The 17051-nt window shown below is 71.6% G+C and carries 19 protein-coding genes; 10 read left to right on the top strand and 9 right to left on the bottom strand.

Translation table 11 applies throughout. The features are described from left to right. Positions 1-5: 5 nt before the first annotated feature. Positions 6-824: an acyltransferase gene (locus ACFYYF_RS09530; protein WP_388773131.1), complete on the bottom strand. Its 819-nt coding sequence runs from the start codon at positions 822-824 to the stop codon at positions 6-8. 141 nt (positions 825-965) lie between these two features. Here ACFYYF_RS09530 and ACFYYF_RS09525 point away from each other — a divergent pair, with 141 nt between their 5' ends. After that, entirely contained in the window at positions 966-1496 is a 531-nt protein-coding gene (locus tag ACFYYF_RS09525; protein WP_388773129.1) for a gamma carbonic anhydrase family protein, read from the top strand. 62 nt (positions 1497-1558) lie between these two features. Here ACFYYF_RS09525 and ACFYYF_RS09520 read toward each other — a convergent pair whose 3' ends face one another. Both ACFYYF_RS09520 and ACFYYF_RS09515 read right to left on the bottom strand, forming a co-directional pair. Beyond that, positions 1559-2209, bottom strand: a complete 651-nt coding sequence (locus ACFYYF_RS09520; RefSeq protein WP_361684302.1) for a DedA family protein — start codon at positions 2207-2209, stop codon at positions 1559-1561. Between the two features lie 133 nt (positions 2210-2342). Next, the gene (locus ACFYYF_RS09515) at positions 2343-3395 is read right to left on the bottom strand and encodes an NAD-dependent epimerase/dehydratase family protein (RefSeq protein WP_388773125.1); all 1053 of its coding nucleotides are present in this window, start codon (positions 3393-3395) and stop codon (positions 2343-2345) included. 221 nt (positions 3396-3616) lie between these two features. Here ACFYYF_RS09515 and ACFYYF_RS09510 point away from each other — a divergent pair, with 221 nt between their 5' ends. Beyond that, a complete protein-coding gene (locus ACFYYF_RS09510) occupies positions 3617-4021 on the top strand; it encodes a PaaI family thioesterase (RefSeq protein WP_388773123.1) in 405 nt (134 codons plus the stop codon). Positions 4022-4092: 71 nt separating this feature from the next. Here ACFYYF_RS09510 and ACFYYF_RS09505 read toward each other — a convergent pair whose 3' ends face one another. Next, complete coding sequence (locus ACFYYF_RS09505; protein WP_388774331.1) at positions 4093-4530, bottom strand: DUF4442 domain-containing protein; 438 nt, start codon at positions 4528-4530, stop codon at positions 4093-4095. 170 nt (positions 4531-4700) lie between these two features. On the opposite strand from ACFYYF_RS09505, the gene ACFYYF_RS09500 reads away from it, so the two are divergent. The 3 genes from ACFYYF_RS09500 (at position 4701) to ACFYYF_RS09490 (ending at position 8355) form a co-directional block, all read left to right on the top strand. Further along, positions 4701-5732 (top strand): hypothetical protein, encoded by a 1032-nt coding sequence (locus ACFYYF_RS09500; RefSeq protein WP_388773120.1) that lies wholly within the window; start codon positions 4701-4703, stop codon positions 5730-5732. A 160-nt stretch (positions 5733-5892) separates the two neighbouring features. Further along, on the top strand, positions 5893-6930 hold the full coding sequence (locus tag ACFYYF_RS09495) for a hypothetical protein (RefSeq protein WP_388773117.1): 1038 nt from the start codon (positions 5893-5895) through the stop codon (positions 6928-6930). A 60-nt stretch (positions 6931-6990) separates the two neighbouring features. Beyond that, complete coding sequence (locus ACFYYF_RS09490; RefSeq protein ID WP_388773115.1) at positions 6991-8355, top strand: MFS transporter; 1365 nt, start codon at positions 6991-6993, stop codon at positions 8353-8355. Here the strand turns inward: ACFYYF_RS09490 and ACFYYF_RS09485 are convergent. The 3 genes from ACFYYF_RS09485 to ACFYYF_RS09475 form a co-directional block, all read right to left on the bottom strand. Continuing rightward, positions 8317-9162 carry a spermidine synthase gene (locus ACFYYF_RS09485; protein WP_388773112.1) on the bottom strand — a complete coding sequence of 282 codons (846 nt, stop codon included), beginning with the start codon at positions 9160-9162 and terminating at the stop codon, positions 8317-8319. The genes ACFYYF_RS09490 and ACFYYF_RS09485 overlap by 39 nt on opposite strands. Before the next feature lie 233 nt (positions 9163-9395). Further along, positions 9396-10565: an elongation factor Tu gene (gene tuf, locus ACFYYF_RS09480; RefSeq protein WP_388773109.1), complete on the bottom strand. Its 1170-nt coding sequence runs from the start codon at positions 10563-10565 to the stop codon at positions 9396-9398. A gap of 376 nt (positions 10566-10941) precedes the next feature. Continuing rightward, positions 10942-11676 (bottom strand): DNA alkylation repair protein, encoded by a 735-nt coding sequence (locus tag ACFYYF_RS09475; RefSeq protein WP_388773106.1) that lies wholly within the window; start codon positions 11674-11676, stop codon positions 10942-10944. Between the two features lie 49 nt (positions 11677-11725). On the opposite strand from ACFYYF_RS09475, the gene ACFYYF_RS09470 reads away from it, so the two are divergent. After that, complete coding sequence (locus ACFYYF_RS09470; protein WP_388773103.1) at positions 11726-12544, top strand: TVP38/TMEM64 family protein; 819 nt, start codon at positions 11726-11728, stop codon at positions 12542-12544. Positions 12545-12651: 107 nt separating this feature from the next. Here ACFYYF_RS09470 and ACFYYF_RS09465 read toward each other — a convergent pair whose 3' ends face one another. Further along, positions 12652-13827: a thiolase family protein gene (locus ACFYYF_RS09465; protein WP_361694334.1), complete on the bottom strand. Its 1176-nt coding sequence runs from the start codon at positions 13825-13827 to the stop codon at positions 12652-12654. Between the two features lie 155 nt (positions 13828-13982). On the opposite strand from ACFYYF_RS09465, the gene ACFYYF_RS09460 reads away from it, so the two are divergent. From ACFYYF_RS09460 to ACFYYF_RS09445, 4 genes are all read left to right on the top strand, one after another. Further along, positions 13983-14444 carry a winged helix-turn-helix transcriptional regulator gene (locus tag ACFYYF_RS09460; protein WP_388773100.1) on the top strand — a complete coding sequence of 154 codons (462 nt, stop codon included), beginning with the start codon at positions 13983-13985 and terminating at the stop codon, positions 14442-14444. Positions 14445-14632: 188 nt separating this feature from the next. Beyond that, complete coding sequence (locus ACFYYF_RS09455) at positions 14633-15505, top strand: undecaprenyl-diphosphate phosphatase (protein WP_388773097.1); 873 nt, start codon at positions 14633-14635, stop codon at positions 15503-15505. A 119-nt stretch (positions 15506-15624) separates the two neighbouring features. Continuing rightward, positions 15625-15843, top strand: a complete 219-nt coding sequence (locus ACFYYF_RS09450; protein ID WP_361694327.1) for a hypothetical protein — start codon at positions 15625-15627, stop codon at positions 15841-15843. A gap of 234 nt (positions 15844-16077) precedes the next feature. Further along, on the top strand, positions 16078-16257 hold the full coding sequence (locus ACFYYF_RS09445; protein WP_361694325.1) for a hypothetical protein: 180 nt from the start codon (positions 16078-16080) through the stop codon (positions 16255-16257). 20 nt (positions 16258-16277) lie between these two features. Here ACFYYF_RS09445 and ACFYYF_RS09440 read toward each other — a convergent pair whose 3' ends face one another. Next, positions 16278-17018, bottom strand: a complete 741-nt coding sequence (locus tag ACFYYF_RS09440; protein WP_388773093.1) for an SDR family NAD(P)-dependent oxidoreductase — start codon at positions 17016-17018, stop codon at positions 16278-16280. Between the last annotated feature and the right edge of the window lie 33 nt (positions 17019-17051).

Genomic DNA, 17051 nt, shown 5'->3' with positions numbered 1-17051 from the left:
CCGGGTCAGGAATCGGCGCGGACGTCCGCCGGCTGCGCGTGCACGTCCTCGGCCGCGTCCCGCGGGTCGAGCTCCAGCTCCGCGAGCCGCGCCACGGTCTCCTCGTCCAGTTCCGCGAGCGCCTGCAACTGCTCGGGGGTCACCCCGTCGGGGATCGGCACGGGCGGCGGTGTGCGCAGGGGCGGCTGCCATCCGGCGACCGGATCCCAGCGCCGTACGACCTTGGCGGGGGCTCCTGCGACGACGGAGTGGTCCGGCACCCGACCCCGTACCACCGCACCGGCGGCGACCACGACGTTCCGGCCGATCCGGGCGCCGGGAAGGATCACGGCGTTGGTCCCGATCCAGCAGCCGGGACCGATCTCCACGGGCTCCATCCGGGGCCACTGCTTGCCGATGGGCTCGTGCGGATCGTCGTACGAGTGATTCGTGGAGGTCACGTACACATAGGGCCCGAAGTAGCAGTCGTCGCCGATCGTGACCGTCGTGTCCGCGATGACGTGGCTGCCACGGCCGAGCACCACGCCGTTCCCGATCCGCAGGATCGGCTCGGGGCCGAGGTCCAGGTCGGGCATCAGGCCCGCGGTCAGCGTGACCTGCTCGGCGACGATGCAGTACGAGCCGAGGTGGATCCAGGGTTCGCCGAAGACCGTGCCCAGCGGGAAGGCCAGCCGGGTGTTCTCCCCCATGGAGCCGAAGCGGAAGCGGCCCGGCTGCTCGGCCGAGACCGTACCGGCGCGCCGCATCCAGGCCCAGCCCGCGTGGACGGCGCGCTGTGCGAGGCGCCGCCGCCATGATGAGAACGTGTTCTTGCTCCTGGACACCCGCTCACGGTACTCAGCACCGACCACGCCCACGCGACCGCAGGGCTGTGATCTTCGCCCCACCGGGGGAACGCGTGGCCATGGCATACGGTGCCGGTGTACTCAGAAGGCCCGACGACGACACGACGAGACGGTGACACGGTGACGACGCATCAGGCGCTGATCAAGGGGATCGGCTGCAAGGATCCGCAGGTGGACCCGGAGGCGTTCGTCTCCCCGACCTCCGTGCTGATCGGAGACGTCACGCTGGGGGCGGGCGCGAGTGTCTGGTACGGCGCGGTGCTGCGCGCCGACTGCGGCCCGATCGTCATCGGCGCCGGCAGCAATGTGCAGGACAACTGCAGCCTGCACGTCGACCCCGGTTTCCCCATCACCGTCGGGGAACGGGTCTCCGTCGGCCACAACGCCGTCCTGCACGGCGCGACCGTGGAGGACGACTGTCTGATCGGCATGGGGGCGACGGTGCTCAACGGCGCCGTGATCGGGGCCGGCTCGCTGGTGGCCGCGCAGGCGCTGGTGCCGCAGGGGATGCGGGTCCCGCCGGGCTCGCTCGTCGCGGGTGTCCCCGCGAAGGTCAAGCGCCCGCTGACCGACGAGGAGCGCGAGGGTCTGTCCCTGAACGGGGTCTTCTACGTGGAACTGGCGAAGGCGCACCGCGAGATCCACGCGTAGGACGCCCGCCCGGACCGGCCCCGCGCCGCGCTTCCAGGCGCTCGCACCGCGGGGCGGTGGTGCTACTCGGCGGCGGGGACGGTCTCCGTCTCCGCCGTGCCGTGCCGCGCCGCCGCCTGCTTGGCCTTGCGGCGGACGATCAGCATCGAGGCGAGACCCACGAGCACCGCGGCGACCAGACCGAGGTACGAGAAGCGCTTCAGCCAGGACTCGGCGACGACACCCACGTAGTAGATGACGGCGGTGGTGCCGCCGGCCCAGACGATGCCGCCGAGGACGTTGGCGATCAGGAACTTCCAGTAGGGCATCCGCAGCACACCGGCGAGCGGGCCCGCGAAGATGCGCAGCAGGGCGATGAAGCGGCCGAAGAAGACGGCCCACATGCCCCACTTCTGGAAGGAGCGCTCGGCCGTGGCGATGTGTGCCTCGCCGAAGTGTCGGGGGAACTTCGCGCCGAGCCAGGCGAGCAGCGGGCGTCCGCCCTTGCGGCCGATGGCGTAGCCGATGGAGTCGCCGATGATCGCCCCGAGGCTCGCGCAGACACCGAGGATGACGGGGTTGATGCCGTCGTGCTGCGAGGAGAGCAGCGCCGCCGAGACCAGGACGATCTCGCCGGGCAACGGAATGCCCAGGCTCTCCAGGCCGATCACCAGGGCCACGAGCGCGTAGATACTGACCGCCGGCACCGTCTCGAGCCAGTCCTGGACGTGCAACGCCGGTTCCTCCCGTTTCGGTGTACGTGACCGGGCGACCGTGTTTCGCATGATCACCGAGGCGCGCTTCCCCTCGGCGCCCGCCGGGAAGCCTACCTGGTCGTCCCGAACAGCGGTCCGGACGTAAGGCTCGTCACGCCCTCCGTCGCCTCCAGCTCTCGTAGTGGTCGAGCAGGGTCTCCTCGACCGGCCGGTAGGTGATTCCCAGTTCCCGCACGCTGCGGCTGTTGTCCACGCGGAACCGGATGCCGAGGTGCTTGCGGATGTAGTCCTGGGTCAGTCCGAACGCCGGCCCGAGGATGCGGACGGGCCAGTGCGGGAGCGCGGTGCGGGGCAGTCGGAGCGAGCGGGGATACCGGGCGCGGACGACGCGTGCCATGGCGTGGAAGGACGTCATCGTCTCGGCCGCGACGATGTAGCGGCCCTCGGCACCGTCGTGCTCCGCCGCCGCGATGTGCGCGTCCGCGACCTCGCGGACGTCCGCCGTGGTGAAGCTGAAATCGGGTGCGCCGTAGAAGAAGTAGCCCTTGAACAGTTCGTCCAGCAGGAACAGGCTGCCGGATTCCGAGGCGGGGGTGAGTGACGGGCCGAGGACCAGACCGGGGTTGACGGTGATCAGACGCCATCGGTCCTGGGCCGCCTCCGCCGCCCACGCCGCGCGTTCCGCGAGCGTCTTCGCGTAGTGGTACGGGTTGTTCTCGACCGTGCTGGTGGTGTTGAAGTACTTCTCCGACAGGACACCGCCGTCCATGCTCCGGACGTCGACGTAGTCGCCGAAGACGGCGCCGACGGTGGAGGTGAGGACGACCTTCCCGACCGTGGGTGTCCGTTCCACCGCGCCCAGCACGTTGCGGGTGCCGAGCAGGGCCGGGTCGACCATGTCCCGGTGGCCGTCCTTGATCTTCTCCGGCATGAGGAACGGCGACGCCACGTGGAAGACGACACCGCAGTCCTGCATCGCCGCGTCGAAGGACCCGTCGGCCAGCAGATCCGCCTCGAACAGTTCGAGCCTGCCGGGAAAGGTCTCCTGCATCTCCCGGAGCGGCAGCACCTTCGCCGTGTTCGCGGTGGTGCGTACGGTGGCGTGGACGCGGTAACCCCGTTCCAGCAGCCGCCGCACCAGGTGGCTTCCGACGAACCCGCTGCCACCGGTCACCAGAACGGCGCCCCGCCCGCGTCGATCCACGCTCGCACTCCTCAACCCCGTCACCAGGCCCTGGCCTTCGGGCGGTGCGCGCGCATCGCCCGGAGGTCAGGGTCGGTCATGTCCGGCCTGAAGGGAACAGCCGCACCACGGTCCGCCTGATCGCCCGTGGACGCGACGGCACCGGAACACCCGCCGAAGGCAAGGGAGTTGATAGAAAGGATCAACGACTTACGTCTCGCAACTCCCACAAGGAGCCCGATGTGACCGTCACCGCAGACGACATCTACGCGATGGCCCCCTACGCCAGGACCCTGGGCGTTCGCTTCACCGCCCTGTCCGCCGACGGGGTGGACGCGGAACTCGACTTCGCGCCCGAACTGTCCACCGTGGGCGGCGGGTTGCACGGCGGCGCGCTGATGGGGCTGGCCGACGTCGCCTCGGCGGTGTGCGCCGCGCTGAACGGCCCCGCGGGTGCCGTCCCGGCCACCACCACCTCCACGACGCACTTCCTGCGCCCCGTGCGCGAGGGTGCCGCGTACGCGAAGGCCCGCGTACTGCGGGTGGGACGCGACACGGCGGTGATCGAGTGCGACATCGAGGACGACGGGCGGCGGCTCTGCACCCGGATCACGCAGACGGTGAGCATCCGCGTCCCCCGCGGCTGAAGGGCTCTGCGACGGCGCGGGGCCCCGATCGGCTCGTACTCCCGATCAGGGCCCCGCGGGTGAAATCCGTCTCAGCCGTTCGGGCGGAGGGTCCAGATCACCGTCATCTCGCCGGTCACCGCACCGTCACCGCGCTGGATGGCGATGGCGACGGGGAACTCGGGGCGCTGACCGGCGTCGAGCTCGGCGATGACGTCGGCGGCGGGCCGCCCGAGCGTGGCGGTGGCCGTGACGGGGCCCATCGCGAGCTTCTTGTACGCGATCTCGGCGCTGACCGCGAGCGGGACGGCGCGGGAGAGCTGGTCACCGAAGGCGGCGAGCACGATGGCCCCGCTCGCGGACTCGCCCAGCGTGAACATGGCGCCGGCGTGCGGTCCGCCGACGTGGTTGTGGAAGTCGCCCTGGTCCGGGAGCGCCACGACGGCCTTCTCCGGGGTGGTCTCCACGAACTCGAGGTTCAGGGTCCGGGCCATCGGCACGGTCGCGGCGAGCATCTCGCCGATCGTCATCTGGTCTGCGCTCATACGACGATGTTACCCATGAGTAGCAATGCTTGACCAGCCCTGTGACCTGGCACCGAAGTCGATCAGCTCCGGCGCGGGCGGCGGCGCGCTCCGGTACAGGCCTGACGAGACGCGGTGACAGAAACGTTTCACAAGCGCCACTACCGTGACTGCCCATGTGGCCAGGACAGCAGCCGCCCGGAGGCGAGCAGAACCCGCAGGGACAGAACCCCTACCAGCAGCCGGGGTATGGGCAGCCGAACCCGTATCAGCAGCCCGGCTATCAGCAGACGGGCCACCCGCAGCAGCCCGGCCCGTACGGGACGCAGCCCGGGCAGCAGCCGTGGGGGGCCGCCGCTCCCGCGGGCGCGCCCGAGCCGCCGCGGGGGAACGGGAACCGGACCAGGGTGATCGCGATCGTGGCGGCCACCGCGGTCGTCGTGGCCGCCGGAGTGACCGGCGCCCTCCTGCTCGGCGGCTCCGAGGACGACCGGGCCGCCGTCGGCGACAAGGGCACGGCCCCGAAGCCGTCCGCACCCGCTCCGAAGGGCCCCGGCGCCTCCCCCTCCGACGGCACCGCGCGCGGCGGGGCGGCCGAGCAGCCGACCGTCCCCGGCTGGAAGGTCGTCGTCAACCCCAAGTGGGGAACGGCCTTCGACGTCCCCGCGGACTGGGAGGTGGCCTCACCGGGCACGTCGATCGGCTTCGAGAAGCACGACGCGAAGGCCGACGACAAGCCGCTGATCATGATGTCGGCACCCGCCTACTTCAAGTCCGCGTGGTGCAGTTCCGACGAGGACAAGGACGGCCGTACGGAGGACACCGCGCTCGGGGCCGCGGGCACCAAGGGGGCGAGCGGAGCGAAGAGCACCGACGAGGTCGCCGTGAACCAGGTCCCCTGGTGGGTGTTCGGCGGCTACACACAGCCGGACAAGAAGAGCCTGACCTTCGACAAGAAGGCCAAGCCGTACACCACCGCCTCGGGCATCACCGGGAGTGTCGCCTGGGCCAGGTCCGAGAACACGCCGCGGAAGGGGAAGTGCGCGAGCGACGGCAAGGCGGTGACGTTCGGATTCAAGAACTCCGCGGGCGACTTCGTGGCCTGGAACCTCTACGGAGCCACCGGCGTTCGGGACGAGATCCCCGACGCCACCATCCTGAAGATCCTCAGCACCGTGCGTCTGCACGGCGACCCGACGGGGGCCTGAGCCGGGAGGGGGCAGCGGCCTGAGCCCGGACTGATCCGCGGCCTGAGCAGGTGTCAGACGCGTTCCGAGCCGGGATCAATGGGACAAGTGCCCTGACGGCACGGTGATTCCGGGTACCGCCGTGGCACCCGGGTCACAGGCACCTCTATCGTTACCAGCCATGTGGCCAGGACAGCAGCCGCCCGGGGGCGAGCAGAATCCGCAGGACCAGAACCCGTACCAGCAGCCGGGTTATCAGCAGCCGAATCCGTATCAGCAGCCCGGCTACCAGCAGACGGGGTACCCGCAGCAGCCCGGTCCGTACGGACAGCAGCCGGGGCAGCCGCAGTGGGGGGCGCCGTCGGATCCCCTCGGCGCGCCCCAGGTGCCCGGCGGCAATGGTGGTGGCGGGAACAAGACGAAGATCACCGCGATCGTCGCGGCCCTGGCCGTCGTGATCGCCGCCGGGGTCACCGGTTTCCTCGTCCTGGGTGGCGGTGACGACACGGACGACAAGGCCGGCGGCGACACGTCCAAGTCCCCCAAGGCGTCGGCCTCCACGTCGGCGAGCCCGAGCGAGGCGAACCCGCGCGGCGGTGACGGCGAGAAGGCGACGATCGCCGGCTGGAAGGTCGTGGTGAACCCCAAGTGGGGCACCGCCTTCGACGTTCCGGCGGACTGGAACATCAGCAGCTCCGGCACCTTCATCGGTTTCGAGGACGACAAGAAGGGCGACGGCTCCGTGCTCATCGGCATGTCCGCGCCCGCGTTCCTCAAGGAGAAGTGGTGCACGTCCGACAAGAACAAGGACGGCCGCACCGAGGACACCGAGCTCGCCGCCGCCGGCACCAAGGGGCAGAGCGGCGCCAAGAACACCGACGACGTGGCGCGCAACGATTCCGCGTGGTGGGTCTTCGGCGGCTACACCGACCAGAAGGACGCCTCGAAGAAGCTCCTGAAGATCGGCAAGCCCGAGGCGTACACCACGGCCGCGGGCATCGAGGGCAGCGTCGCCACGACGTACTCCAAGGGTGTCCCCAAGAAGGGCAAGTGCGACTCCGACGGCAAGGCGACCACCTTCGCCTTCAAGAACTCGGCGGGCGACTTCGTGTCCTGGACGCTCTACGGCGCCAAGGGAGTCTCCGAGGAGATCCCGGACGCGACCGTGAAGAAGATCCTCAGCACCGTACGTCTGCACGGCGAACCGACGGGGTCCTGAGCCCCGCGGGGGCGCCCCCGGCACCGCCGGGCGGGGTGAAAAAGCACAAGGGCGCAGGTCATGGGTTTGGCAAGTCGGGCACCGGGCGGCGATAGTCTCCCGGTGACCTCAGCCCCCGGCCTCGCCCGACCCTCCCGCCGCCCCTCCTGGGCGGGCCGGAACTACACCCTCCTGACCGCCGCCGCGGTCGTCACCAACCTGGGCAGCCAGGGTGCGCTGATCGCCTCGGCGTTCGCGGTGCTCGGCGCGGGCGGTGACGGGGGCGACGTCGGCCTGGTGGCCGCGGCGCGGACCCTGCCGCTGGTGCTGTTCCTGCTGATCGGCGGAGCCGTCGCGGACCGGCTGCCGCGGCACCGGGTGATGGTCGCGGCCAACGCCCTCAACTGTGTGTCGCAGGCTGCGTTCGCGGTGCTGGTCCTCTCCGGAGAGGCACGGCTGTGGCAGATGATGCTGCTGTCCGCGCTCGGCGGCACCGGGCAGGCCTTCTTCAACCCGGCCGCCGAGGGCATGCTCATGTCCTCCGTCCGCGGTGAACAGGCGAGCCGCGCGTTCGCGATGTTCCGGATGGCGATGCAGGGCGCGGGCCTCGGCGGCGCGGCCCTGGGCGGCGCCCTGGTGGCCGTCATCGGACCGGGCTGGGTGCTCGCGGTGGACGCGGTGGCCTTCGCGGTCGCCGGTGCGCTGCGTTCCTTCCTCGACGTGAGCCACATACCGCCGCGCGAGCCGGGCGGCGGCCTGCTAGCGGATCTGCGGGACGGCTGGCAGGAATTCGTCGGACGGCCGTGGCTGTGGACGATCGTCGCGCAGTTCTCGGTGGTGGTCGCGGTCGTCGGGGCGGCGGACGCCGTCTACGGTCCGCTGGTCGCCCGGGACAGTCTGGGCGGGCCGGGCCCCTGGGGCCTGGCGCTCGGCGCGTTCGGTGCCGGGACGGTGGGCGGCGCGCTGCTCATGACCCGCTGGAAGCCCCGTCGCCTGCTGCTCACGGGCACCCTGTGCGTCTTCCCGCTCGCGGCGCCCGCCGCCGCGCTCGCGATCCCCCTGCCGGTGGGCCCCCTGTACGCGGTGATGTTCGTCAGCGGTCTGGCGATAGAGGTGTTCGGCGTCTCGTGGATGACGGCACTCCACCAGGAGATCCCCGAGGACAAGCTCTCGCGGGTGTCGGCCTACGACTGGTTCGGCTCGATCGCGATGGTCCCGCTGGCGACGGCCCTGGCGGGCCCCGCGGAGCAGGCCTTCGGCCGGACGCCCGCGCTGTGGGGCTGCGCGACGCTCGTCGTGGTGGCCACGGCGGCGGTGCTGTGCGTCCCGGACGTCCGGAACCTGACGCGGCGGACCCGGGCGGTGGCGCAGGGCACTCCCGCCGCGGCGCCCGGCACCAAGTACGCGTCAGCCGATACCGAAGGACCCGCCGGGCGGCTCGGGTGAGGGAACCGCGTCCTCGTCGCGCACCGGGGCGGCCCCGCCGATGAAGTCCCGCAGCGCGGGGCCGTGTTCGACGCGGGCCGGAAAGGCGTCGGCGGCGGTACGCCGGGCCAGCGCCGCGGTGTCGAACGGGTGGTGGGAGGCCACGAGCACGGCGTTGCCGAAACGTCGGCCGCGCAGCACGCCGGGTTCGGCGATGAGGGCGATCTCCTCGAACACGGTGGAGAACGTGGCGAGCTGGGAGCGCAGGAAGGCGAAGGGCGCGGCGTCCGCGAGGTTGGCGAGGTAGAACCCGCCGGGGCGCAGCACCCGCTCGGCGGCGCTCGCGTACGCGGTGGACGTCAGGTGCGCCGGTACGCGCGAGCCGCCGAACACGTCCGCGATCAGGATGTCCGCGGAGTCGGGGGCGGCCGCCTCGATCCAGGCGCGGGCGTCGGCACGGTGCAGTTCGATGCCCGAGCCGCCGGGCACCGGCAGACACTCCTCGATCATGGCCAGCAGGCCCTTGTCCGCCTCGATCACGTCCTGGCGTGAACCGGGCCGGGTGGCCGCGACGTAGCGGGGCAAGGTGAGTGCCCCGCCGCCGAGGTGCAGCACGTCCAGGGCGCGCCCCGCCTGCGCCACCGTGTCCAGCACGTGGCCGAGACGCCGCGTGTACTCGAACTCCAGGTGCGTCGGCTCGTCCAGGTCGACGTACGACTGGGGTGCGCCGTCCACGGTCAGCAGCCAGGCCCGCTCGCGGTCCACGTCGGGCATCAGCTTGGCGGTCCCGTGATCCACGGCCCGCGTCACGGGTATCGGCTCGTCCACGGGTCCATTGTGGGGCACGGGGGCAGGCCGCAACGCCGCGCACAGGGCCCCTCGGTGGCACGGGAACGCGGCGGCCGGGGCACCGTGAACCCGGCCCGCCCGGGCGACAGGGACGGGGCCGTTCCGGCGACAGGACGGAGCCGTTCCAGGACACCGCGAATTGGCCCCGCCCCGACGGCGCGAACGGGGCCCGCCCCGATGAGGCGGGCCCCGCGTCCCGGCGTGGCCGGCCGTCAGCCGACCGACGTGACCGTCCCGGCGCCGACCGTGCGGCCGCCCTCACGGATCGCGAAGCCGAGACCCGGCTCCAGCGGTACCTCGCGCCCGAGCTCGACGGTCATGACGACGGTGTCGCCGGGCCGGGCGACGGCCGCCTCACCGAGGTCGACGTCGCCGACCACGTCCGCGGTGCGGATGTAGAACTGCGGCCTATACCCGGTGGACACCGCCGTCGTACGGCCGCCCTCGCGCGTCGACAGGACGTACACCCGCGCCGTGAAACGACTGCTGGGTACGACACTGCCGGGAGCGGCGACGATGTGCCCGCGGCGGACCGCGTCGCGGGGCACCCCGCGCAGCAGCAGCGCCACGTTGTCGCCGGCCTGCGCCTCCTCCATGGGCTTGCCGAAGGTCTCCAGGCCGGTGACCACCGTGTCGACGCCCGCGCCGAGCACGTCGACCCGGTCGCCGACGCGGACGGTGCCGCGCTCCACGGCACCGGTGACGACCGTTCCGCGTCCGGTGATGGTGAGCACGTTCTCGACGGGCATCAGGAACGGCGCGTCGAGATAGCGCTCGGGCATCGGCACGTACGTGTCCACGGCGTCGAGCAGCGCGTCGATCGCCGCCGTCCACCGGGGGTCCCCCTCCAGCGCCTTGAGGCCGGAGACCCGTACGACGGGTACGGAGTCGCCCCCATACCCTTGGGCGGAGAGCAGCTCGCGGACCTCCAGCTCGACCAGGTCCGTGAGTTCCTCGTCGCCCGCGTCGGCCTTGTTGAGGGCGACGACGATGTGGTCGACACCCACCTGCCGGGCGAGCAGCACGTGCTCGGCGGTCTGCGGCATGATCCCGTCCAGCGCGGACACGACGAGGATCGCCCCGTCGAGCTGCGCCGCGCCGGTGACCATGTTCTTGACGTAGTCGGCGTGGCCCGGCATGTCCACGTGGGCGTAGTGCCGGGTGTCCGTCTCGTACTCGACGTGCGCGATGTTGATGGTGATGCCGCGCGCGGCCTCCTCCGGCGCCCGGTCGATCCGGTCGAACGGGACGAACGTGCCGGAGCCGCGCTCGGCGAGGACCTTGGTGATGGCGGCGGTCAGGGTGGTCTTGCCGTGGTCGACGTGACCCATGGTGCCGATGTTCAGGTGCGGTTTGGTGCGCACGTAAGCCGTCTTGGGCATGGTGATTCCTCGAAGCCTCTTCGATGTCGGCGAAGCCGGGTGATGGTCCCGGCGCGTGCCGGCCGGGACGGGGACCCCCAGGAGTTACCGACCCTCCCCCTGCGGGGTCCGCCGGACGATCCGGGAAGGGTCAGCTTCGGGCGCCGTCGACGGCTGCCGTGATGATCCGGACGGCAGCCTTCGGCGCATCCGCGACTGCGGATGCTGCGAGGAGGAAGGCGTACCGGAACATGAGGAGATCATCTCCGACGGGTCTCCCCGCGTCGAATGGTTTTCGTTGCCCCGCGGACCGGTGGGGCGGGGGCGGCTCCTGTGGTGTTCCGGGGGCCGTGGGGTCCGGGCTCGTACGGTGTTCGCGCGCCCGGCGTCCGCGGTCTCAGGGACCGATGTTCTTGAGGGCTTCGCGCACGGACAGCGGCGAGAGTTCCGCCCGCTCCGCGGCGACGAAGTCCCGTACGGCCTGCGGGTCGGTCTTGGCGTATTCGCGCAGGCACCATCCGATGGCCTTGCGGATGAAGAAGTCGGGGTGGCCGGCCCGCAGGACGCAGTACGAGAACAGCCGCCCGGTGTCGGTGGCCTCCTTGTACCGGAGCTGATGGAGCAGCGCCGTACGGGCGACCCACAGATCGTCGTCCTCGATCCAGGCGTCCATGTCGCCGCGCAGCCGGGGGTCGGCGGCGACGAGGCCTCCCACCACGTGCGCGGCGAGCGCGTCGACGGTGTCCCACCAGGAGACGGTGGTGACGAGATGCCGGGCCACGGGAAGGAAGCCCGACGACAGGCGCCGGACGTGGCGGCGCAGATAGTCGACGGCGAAGTACTGGTACTCGCGTTCCGGCAGCCGCCAGCAGCGCAGGGCGATCGCCGTGCAGTCCTCCTCGTCCGGCCGGGCGGTGTCGAGGAGCACGGTGCGGGACAGGGTGCGGCGCTCGGGGGTCGTCAGCCCGAGGAAGGGGGCGATGTCCTTCATGTAGGCGCGCATCGACGCGGCCCGCTGCGGGTCGGCGGCCGCCGGATAGACGGTGGTCAGCCGCTCCAGGAGGGTGTCCGCGAGCGCGCTGTCCGGGACCTCGGACCGCGGACCTGACGTTCCGGAAGCTGTGACGCCCATGAGACGAACCATACGGCGATCACATACATCCGTCGGTTAGGGTCACCGGATGCTCGATGCCACCACCCGCTCTGGGGGCACCGCCACGGCCACTCCCCAGGCCGCCGCCACACAGCTCACCGTCGCCACCGACCTGGTCGTCGGCCCGGAGACCGCCGTCGCCGCACCCGCGGTCCCGACCGCCGTACGGACCGATCCGGCCGCGCGCCTGCTGAGAGCGCTGCTCTCACCCTGGTCGCGGCTCTCGCTGCTGGTCGTGCTGCTCGCCGCGGCGGCGTCGAGCGTGCTCCTCTTCGACCCCCAGCGGCTGCTCGCCGACGGCTGGCCGCCCCAGCTCGGCGGAGCCGCGGCGGCGGCCGCGTTCGCGGTGGCGTACGGGCTGTGCACGGTCGCCTTCGTGCCCCGGCCGCTGCTCAACCTGGCGGCGGGCGCCGTGTTCGGCTCCCAGCTGGGCCTGGGCACCGCCCTGGCGGGCACGGTGCTCGGCGCGGGTGCCGCGTTCGGGCTCGGCCGGATCCTCGGACAGGACGCGCTGCGGCCGCTGCTGCGGGCCCGCTGGCTGAAGGCGGCGGACGGCCAGCTCAGCCGGCACGGCTTCCGCTCGATGATGGTGGCCCGGCTCTTCCCCGGGGTGCCGTTCTGGGCGGCGAACTACTGCGCGGCCGTGTCCCGCATGGGCTGGCTGCCGTTCCTGGTCGCGACGGCGCTCGGGTCGATCCCGAACACCGCCGCGTACGCCGTCGCCGGCGCCCGTGCGTCGTCGCCGACCTCCCCCGCGTTCCTGATCGCGATGGCCCTGATCACGCTCCCCGCCCTGGCCGGAACAGTGGTGGCCTGGCGCAAGCGCCACCACCTGCGCGGCCGCTGACACCCGTACCGGCACACGCACAGGCACCGGCCGCCACCCGGCACCCGCCACCCGGCACCCGGCACCCGGCGCCCGGCACGGAGAACGGCTCGCGCGCGGGACAGGCCCTAGGGACGCAGGGCTTCCAGGATCATCGCGTTCGCCAGTCCGCCCGCCTCGCACATCGTCTGCAGCGCGTAGCGGGCGCCTCGGGCGCGCATCGCGTGGACGAGGGTCGTCGTGAGGCGGGTGCCGCTCGCGCCGAGCGGGTGGCCGATCGCGATGGCCCCGCCGTGCACGTTGACCTTGGACAGGTCGGCACCCGTCTCCTGCTGCCAGGCGAGCACGACGGAGGCGAAGGCCTCGTTGACCTCGAAGAGGTCGATGTCACCGAGGTCGAGACCCGCCTTGCGCAGCACCTTCTCGGTGGCCGGGACGACTCCGGTGAGCATGAGCAGGGGGTCGGAGCCGGTGACGGCGAAGCTGTGGAGCCGGGCGACGGGCCGCAGCCCGAGGCGGGCGGCGGTCTCGCTCGACGTGATGAGCACGGCGGAGGCGCCGTCGTTGACCGGGCTCGCGTTCCCGGCCGTGACGGACCAGTCGATCTGCGGGAAGCGCTCGGCGAAGCCCGGGTCGTAGTACGCGGGCTTCAGCCCGGCGAGCACCTCGGGTGAACTGCCGGGGCGGACGCTCTCGTCCCGCAGGAGACCTTCGAGGGGCGCGACCTCGGCGTCGAACAGACCGCCGTCCCACGCCGTCGCCGCCTTCCGGTGCGAAGCGACCGCGAAGTCGTCCATCCGCTCGCGGGTGATGCCCCACTTGGCGGCGATGAGCTCGGCGCTGATGCCCTGCGGAACCAGACCCTCGGGATAGCGCTCCGCGACGCCGGGTCCGAAGGGGTCCGCGCCCGCCGGCACGTTGGACCACATGGGCACACGGCTCATCGATTCCACGCCGCAGGCCACGACCATGTCGTACGCCCCCGACATGACGCCCTGCGCGGCGAAGTGCACCGCCTGCTGCGACGAGCCGCACTGGCGGTCCACGGTGGTCGCCGGGACCGTGTCGGGGAATCCCGCGGACAGCACGGCGTACCGGGTGGTGTTCATGGCCTGCTCGCCGACCTGGTCGACGGTGCCGCCGATGACGTCGTCGATCAGCGCCGGGTCGATCCCGGAGCGCTCGACGAGCGCGCGGAGGGTGTGGGCGAGGAGTTCCACGGGGTGGACGTGGGCGAGCGAACCGTTCGGCTTGCCCTTGCCCACGGGGGTGCGTACGGCTTCGACGATCACGGCGTCACGCATGGGAGGCCTCTCAGGTCGGTCGATCTCTGACGTCGGGCGCGGCAACCGGGCGGACCGACCACCGGAACAAGTGGGTTGGTTTTCCAAACCCACTAAGTGACCCAAGAGTAACCCAGTGGGTTGGAACATCCAACCCACCTTCGTAGACTGGCGGCATGAAGGACCCCCGCCCCTGTTCGATCGCCGCGACGCTCGCCCTCGTCGGCGAGAAGTACTCCCTGCTGATCCTGCGCGAGGTGTCGCTCGGCGCGACGCGCTTCGACCAGCTCGCACGCAACATCGGCGCCCCTCGCGACGTGCTGACCACCAGGCTGAAGCGCCTCGTCGACGCCGGACTGCTGGAGAAGGCGGAGTACAGCGACCGGCCCAAGCGCTACGAGTACCGGCCGACGCGCGCGGGCCTCGAACTGAGTCCCGTCCTGATGATGCTGATGTCCTGGGGCGACCGGCACCTCCAGGAGGACGGCTTCCGGCCCATGGTGCTGGAGCACGACTGCGGCCACGAACTGGTCCCCCAGGTCGTCTGCCGGGAATGCGGCGACCGGGTCGAGCACGAATCCCTCACGGCCCGCCCCCAGGCCCCGGGCTGGACGGTGACGGGCCCCGTGTCGCAGTAGCCGCCGGCGGCGGCGCCGGTGTCGGCCGACGATCGGCTGCGCAGGGTGGGCGGGCGGTCACGGAAGCCCCCATGGCCGGGCCGCCGACCGCGTTGGTTAGGCTTCCCTGAGCGTCCGCGATCGCCGCACACCGCGGTCAGGCGTGCCCATCTCCCTTTCCACGATCAGCACTTGGACCACGTAACTTCATGTCTTGGTTTCAATCCCTCGTCCTCGGGCTCGTCCAGGGGCTGACCGAATTCCTTCCCGTCTCCTCCAGCGCGCATCTGCGGCTGACCGCCGCCTTCGCGGGCTGGGACGACCCCGGCGCGGCGTTCACCGCGATCACGCAGCTCGGCACGGAGGCCGCGGTGCTGATCTACTTCCGCAAGGACGTGGGGAGGATCCTGTCCGCGTGGTTCCGCTCGCTCGTGAACAAGGCGATGCGCAGCGACCACGACGCCCAGATGGGGTGGCTGGTGATCGTCGGCTCGATCCCGATCGGGGTGCTGGGGGTCACGCTCAAGGACCAGATCGAGGGGCCGTTCCGCGATCTGCGGGTCACCGCGACCATGCTCATCGTGATGGGCGTCGTCATAGGCATCGCCGACCGGCTCGCGGCCCGTGACGAAACGGGTGGCAGGCACCGGGCGGCGAAGCAGCGCAAGGGGCTCGAGGACCTGAACACCAAGGACGGCCTGCTGTACGGCCTCTGCCAGGCGATGGCCCTGGTCCCCGGCGTCTCCCGGTCCGGTGCCACCATCAGTGGCGGTCTGTTCATGGGCTACAGCCGCGCGGCGGCGGCCCGCTACTCCTTCCTCCTCGCCATGCCGGCCGTCCTCGCCTCCGGCGCCTTCGAGCTCAAGGACGCGGCCGCCGAGGGCCATGTCTCCTGGGGACCGACCGTCTTCGCGACGATCATCGCCTTCGCGGTCGGATACGCCGTGATCGCGTGGTTCATGAAGTTCATCTCCCACAAGAGCTTCATGCCGTTCGTCTGGTACCGGATCGTCCTCGGATTCGTCATCATCGGCCTGGTCGGCACCGACGTGCTCAGCCCGCACGCGGCCGAGTCCGGCTGAGCGGAGCACCGGCCGGCGTGACGCCGGGGCCCCGCCCCGAGCGGTAGGCCGTCTGGCCGTACGCTTCTGCGGTTCCGGTTGCGGCGATTTAGCGTGGTCTCTCCGACTGGAGGTGGAGCATGCCGAAAGATCCCGCGCTGAGCAGGTTGGGCACGGAAGCGCGCAGTGTGAAGTTCCCGGATGGCAGCCGCGGGGTCATCCTCGTCAGGGCGGGCATCCCTCAGAACGAGGCCGAGGCGCTCGCGGCACGGATCTGGGCGGAACGGGCCGATTCGGCCGGGCCGACGGTCGACCTCTCGGCCGCCGTGGGGTCCGACCGCCCTCGCTCGTCCCAGTGATCTTGCCCGTCCCGGCCACTCCGCTCTTCTCACGCGGACGTGGCCAGGGACGGGCCCGCACGTCCCCGCCGCCCCTCCTCTCCGGGGACAGCGGTCCGGTCGGCCAACTCCGGTCACCGGAGAGGGAGTTCGGCCGCCCCGGAGCCCTCGCCCACGAACACCGTGACGCAGCACATACGAGTTGAGTAGCCGCCCGGTAGCGCAGTGTCAGTCCTTGCGCCTAGGCTGGTCCGCATGTCCCCCGAAGCCACTCCGCCTGGTTCCGTGCGGTCTGCCGCCGCGTTGAACGAACAGATCCGCGCCCTGTGGACGCGGACGGGCGGCTCCCTGTCCGCACAGGAGCGGGCGGAGTACGAGCTGTTGATCGTGAAGTGGGCCGAGGCGATACGCGGCGAGATCATCGAAGCCGCGTAGGCCCCGTTCACCGCACGGCCTCACCGCCCGCCCGACACCCGAAGCACCGCCCCCGTCGTGTAGGACGCGTCGGGCGACAGCAACCAGGAGATGGCCGCGGCGACCTCCTTCGCCTCGCCGACGCGGCGCAGCGGAATCGACGGGGCGGCCCGTCCGAGGCGGCCGGGATCGCCCATGGCCGCGTGCATCTCGGTGTCGATCATGCCGGGCGCGACCGCGTTGACACGGATGCCATCGGGGCCGAGTTCCTTCGCGAGCCCCGTGGTCAGCGCGTCCACGGCCGCCTTGCTCGCCGCGTAGTGGACGTACTCGCCGGGACTGCCGAGCGTGGCGGCCGCCGAGGACACGTTCACGATGGCACCCCCTCCCCCCGCGGCCATGGACCGGGCGGCGCGGCGCGAACAGAGCAGCGTGCCCATCAGGTTGACCTCGACCACACGGCGCAGATCCCCGGGGTCGGCGTCCACGAGCCGCCCGAGCGGTCCGGTCACCCCGGCGTTGTTCACCAGTCCCGTCACCGGCCCCAGCCGGTCCGCCGCCGTGTCGAACAGCCGCTCCACGGCGGCCTCGTCGGAGGTGTCCACGCGTACGGTGACACAGCGCGCCCCGGCCTCGCGGACGGCGGCCGCGGTGCGCTCGGCGGCCTCGCCGTCGCTCACGTATCCGACGACCACGTCATGCCCGTCGGCGGCGAGCCGTGCGCAGGTCGCCGCGCCGATCCCCCGGCTGCCCCCCGTGACGATCGTGACCGGACGTGCCATACGAGCCTCCTGGACGGTACGACCCGACGCGAT

Origin of the sequence: Streptomyces sp. NPDC001914 (assembly GCF_042891215.1) — a bacterium.
Lineage (GTDB): Bacteria > Actinomycetota > Actinomycetes > Streptomycetales > Streptomycetaceae > Streptomyces.
This window is presented reverse-complemented; position numbering and strand designations above follow the sequence as displayed.

Bases quoted from the DNA above. Each gene is read 5' to 3' on its own strand.
- ACFYYF_RS09505 (WP_388774331.1), bottom strand. From the start codon at position 4,530: ATGACGATCGGCGAGATGCTCGCCGCGACCGTGCCGATGGCCCGGACC.
- ACFYYF_RS09500 (WP_388773120.1), top strand. From the start codon at position 4,701: ATGTGGCCAGGACAGCAGCCGCCCGGAGGCGAGCAGAACCCGCAGGGA.
- ACFYYF_RS09495 (WP_388773117.1), top strand. From the start codon at position 5,893: ATGTGGCCAGGACAGCAGCCGCCCGGGGGCGAGCAGAATCCGCAGGAC.
- ACFYYF_RS09490 (WP_388773115.1), top strand. From the start codon at position 6,991: ATGGGTTTGGCAAGTCGGGCACCGGGCGGCGATAGTCTCCCGGTGACC.
- tuf (WP_388773109.1), bottom strand. From the start codon at position 10,565: ATGCCCAAGACGGCTTACGTGCGCACCAAACCGCACCTGAACATCGGC.
- ACFYYF_RS09475 (WP_388773106.1), bottom strand. From the start codon at position 11,676: ATGGGCGTCACAGCTTCCGGAACGTCAGGTCCGCGGTCCGAGGTCCCG.
- ACFYYF_RS09470 (WP_388773103.1), top strand. From the start codon at position 11,726: ATGCTCGATGCCACCACCCGCTCTGGGGGCACCGCCACGGCCACTCCC.
- ACFYYF_RS09465 (WP_361694334.1), bottom strand. From the start codon at position 13,827: ATGCGTGACGCCGTGATCGTCGAAGCCGTACGCACCCCCGTGGGCAAG.
- ACFYYF_RS09460 (WP_388773100.1), top strand. From the start codon at position 13,983: ATGAAGGACCCCCGCCCCTGTTCGATCGCCGCGACGCTCGCCCTCGTC.
- ACFYYF_RS09455 (WP_388773097.1), top strand. From the start codon at position 14,633: ATGTCTTGGTTTCAATCCCTCGTCCTCGGGCTCGTCCAGGGGCTGACC.
- ACFYYF_RS09450 (WP_361694327.1), top strand. From the start codon at position 15,625: ATGCCGAAAGATCCCGCGCTGAGCAGGTTGGGCACGGAAGCGCGCAGT.
- ACFYYF_RS09445 (WP_361694325.1), top strand. From the start codon at position 16,078: ATGTCCCCCGAAGCCACTCCGCCTGGTTCCGTGCGGTCTGCCGCCGCG.
- ACFYYF_RS09440 (WP_388773093.1), bottom strand. From the start codon at position 17,018: ATGGCACGTCCGGTCACGATCGTCACGGGGGGCAGCCGGGGGATCGGC.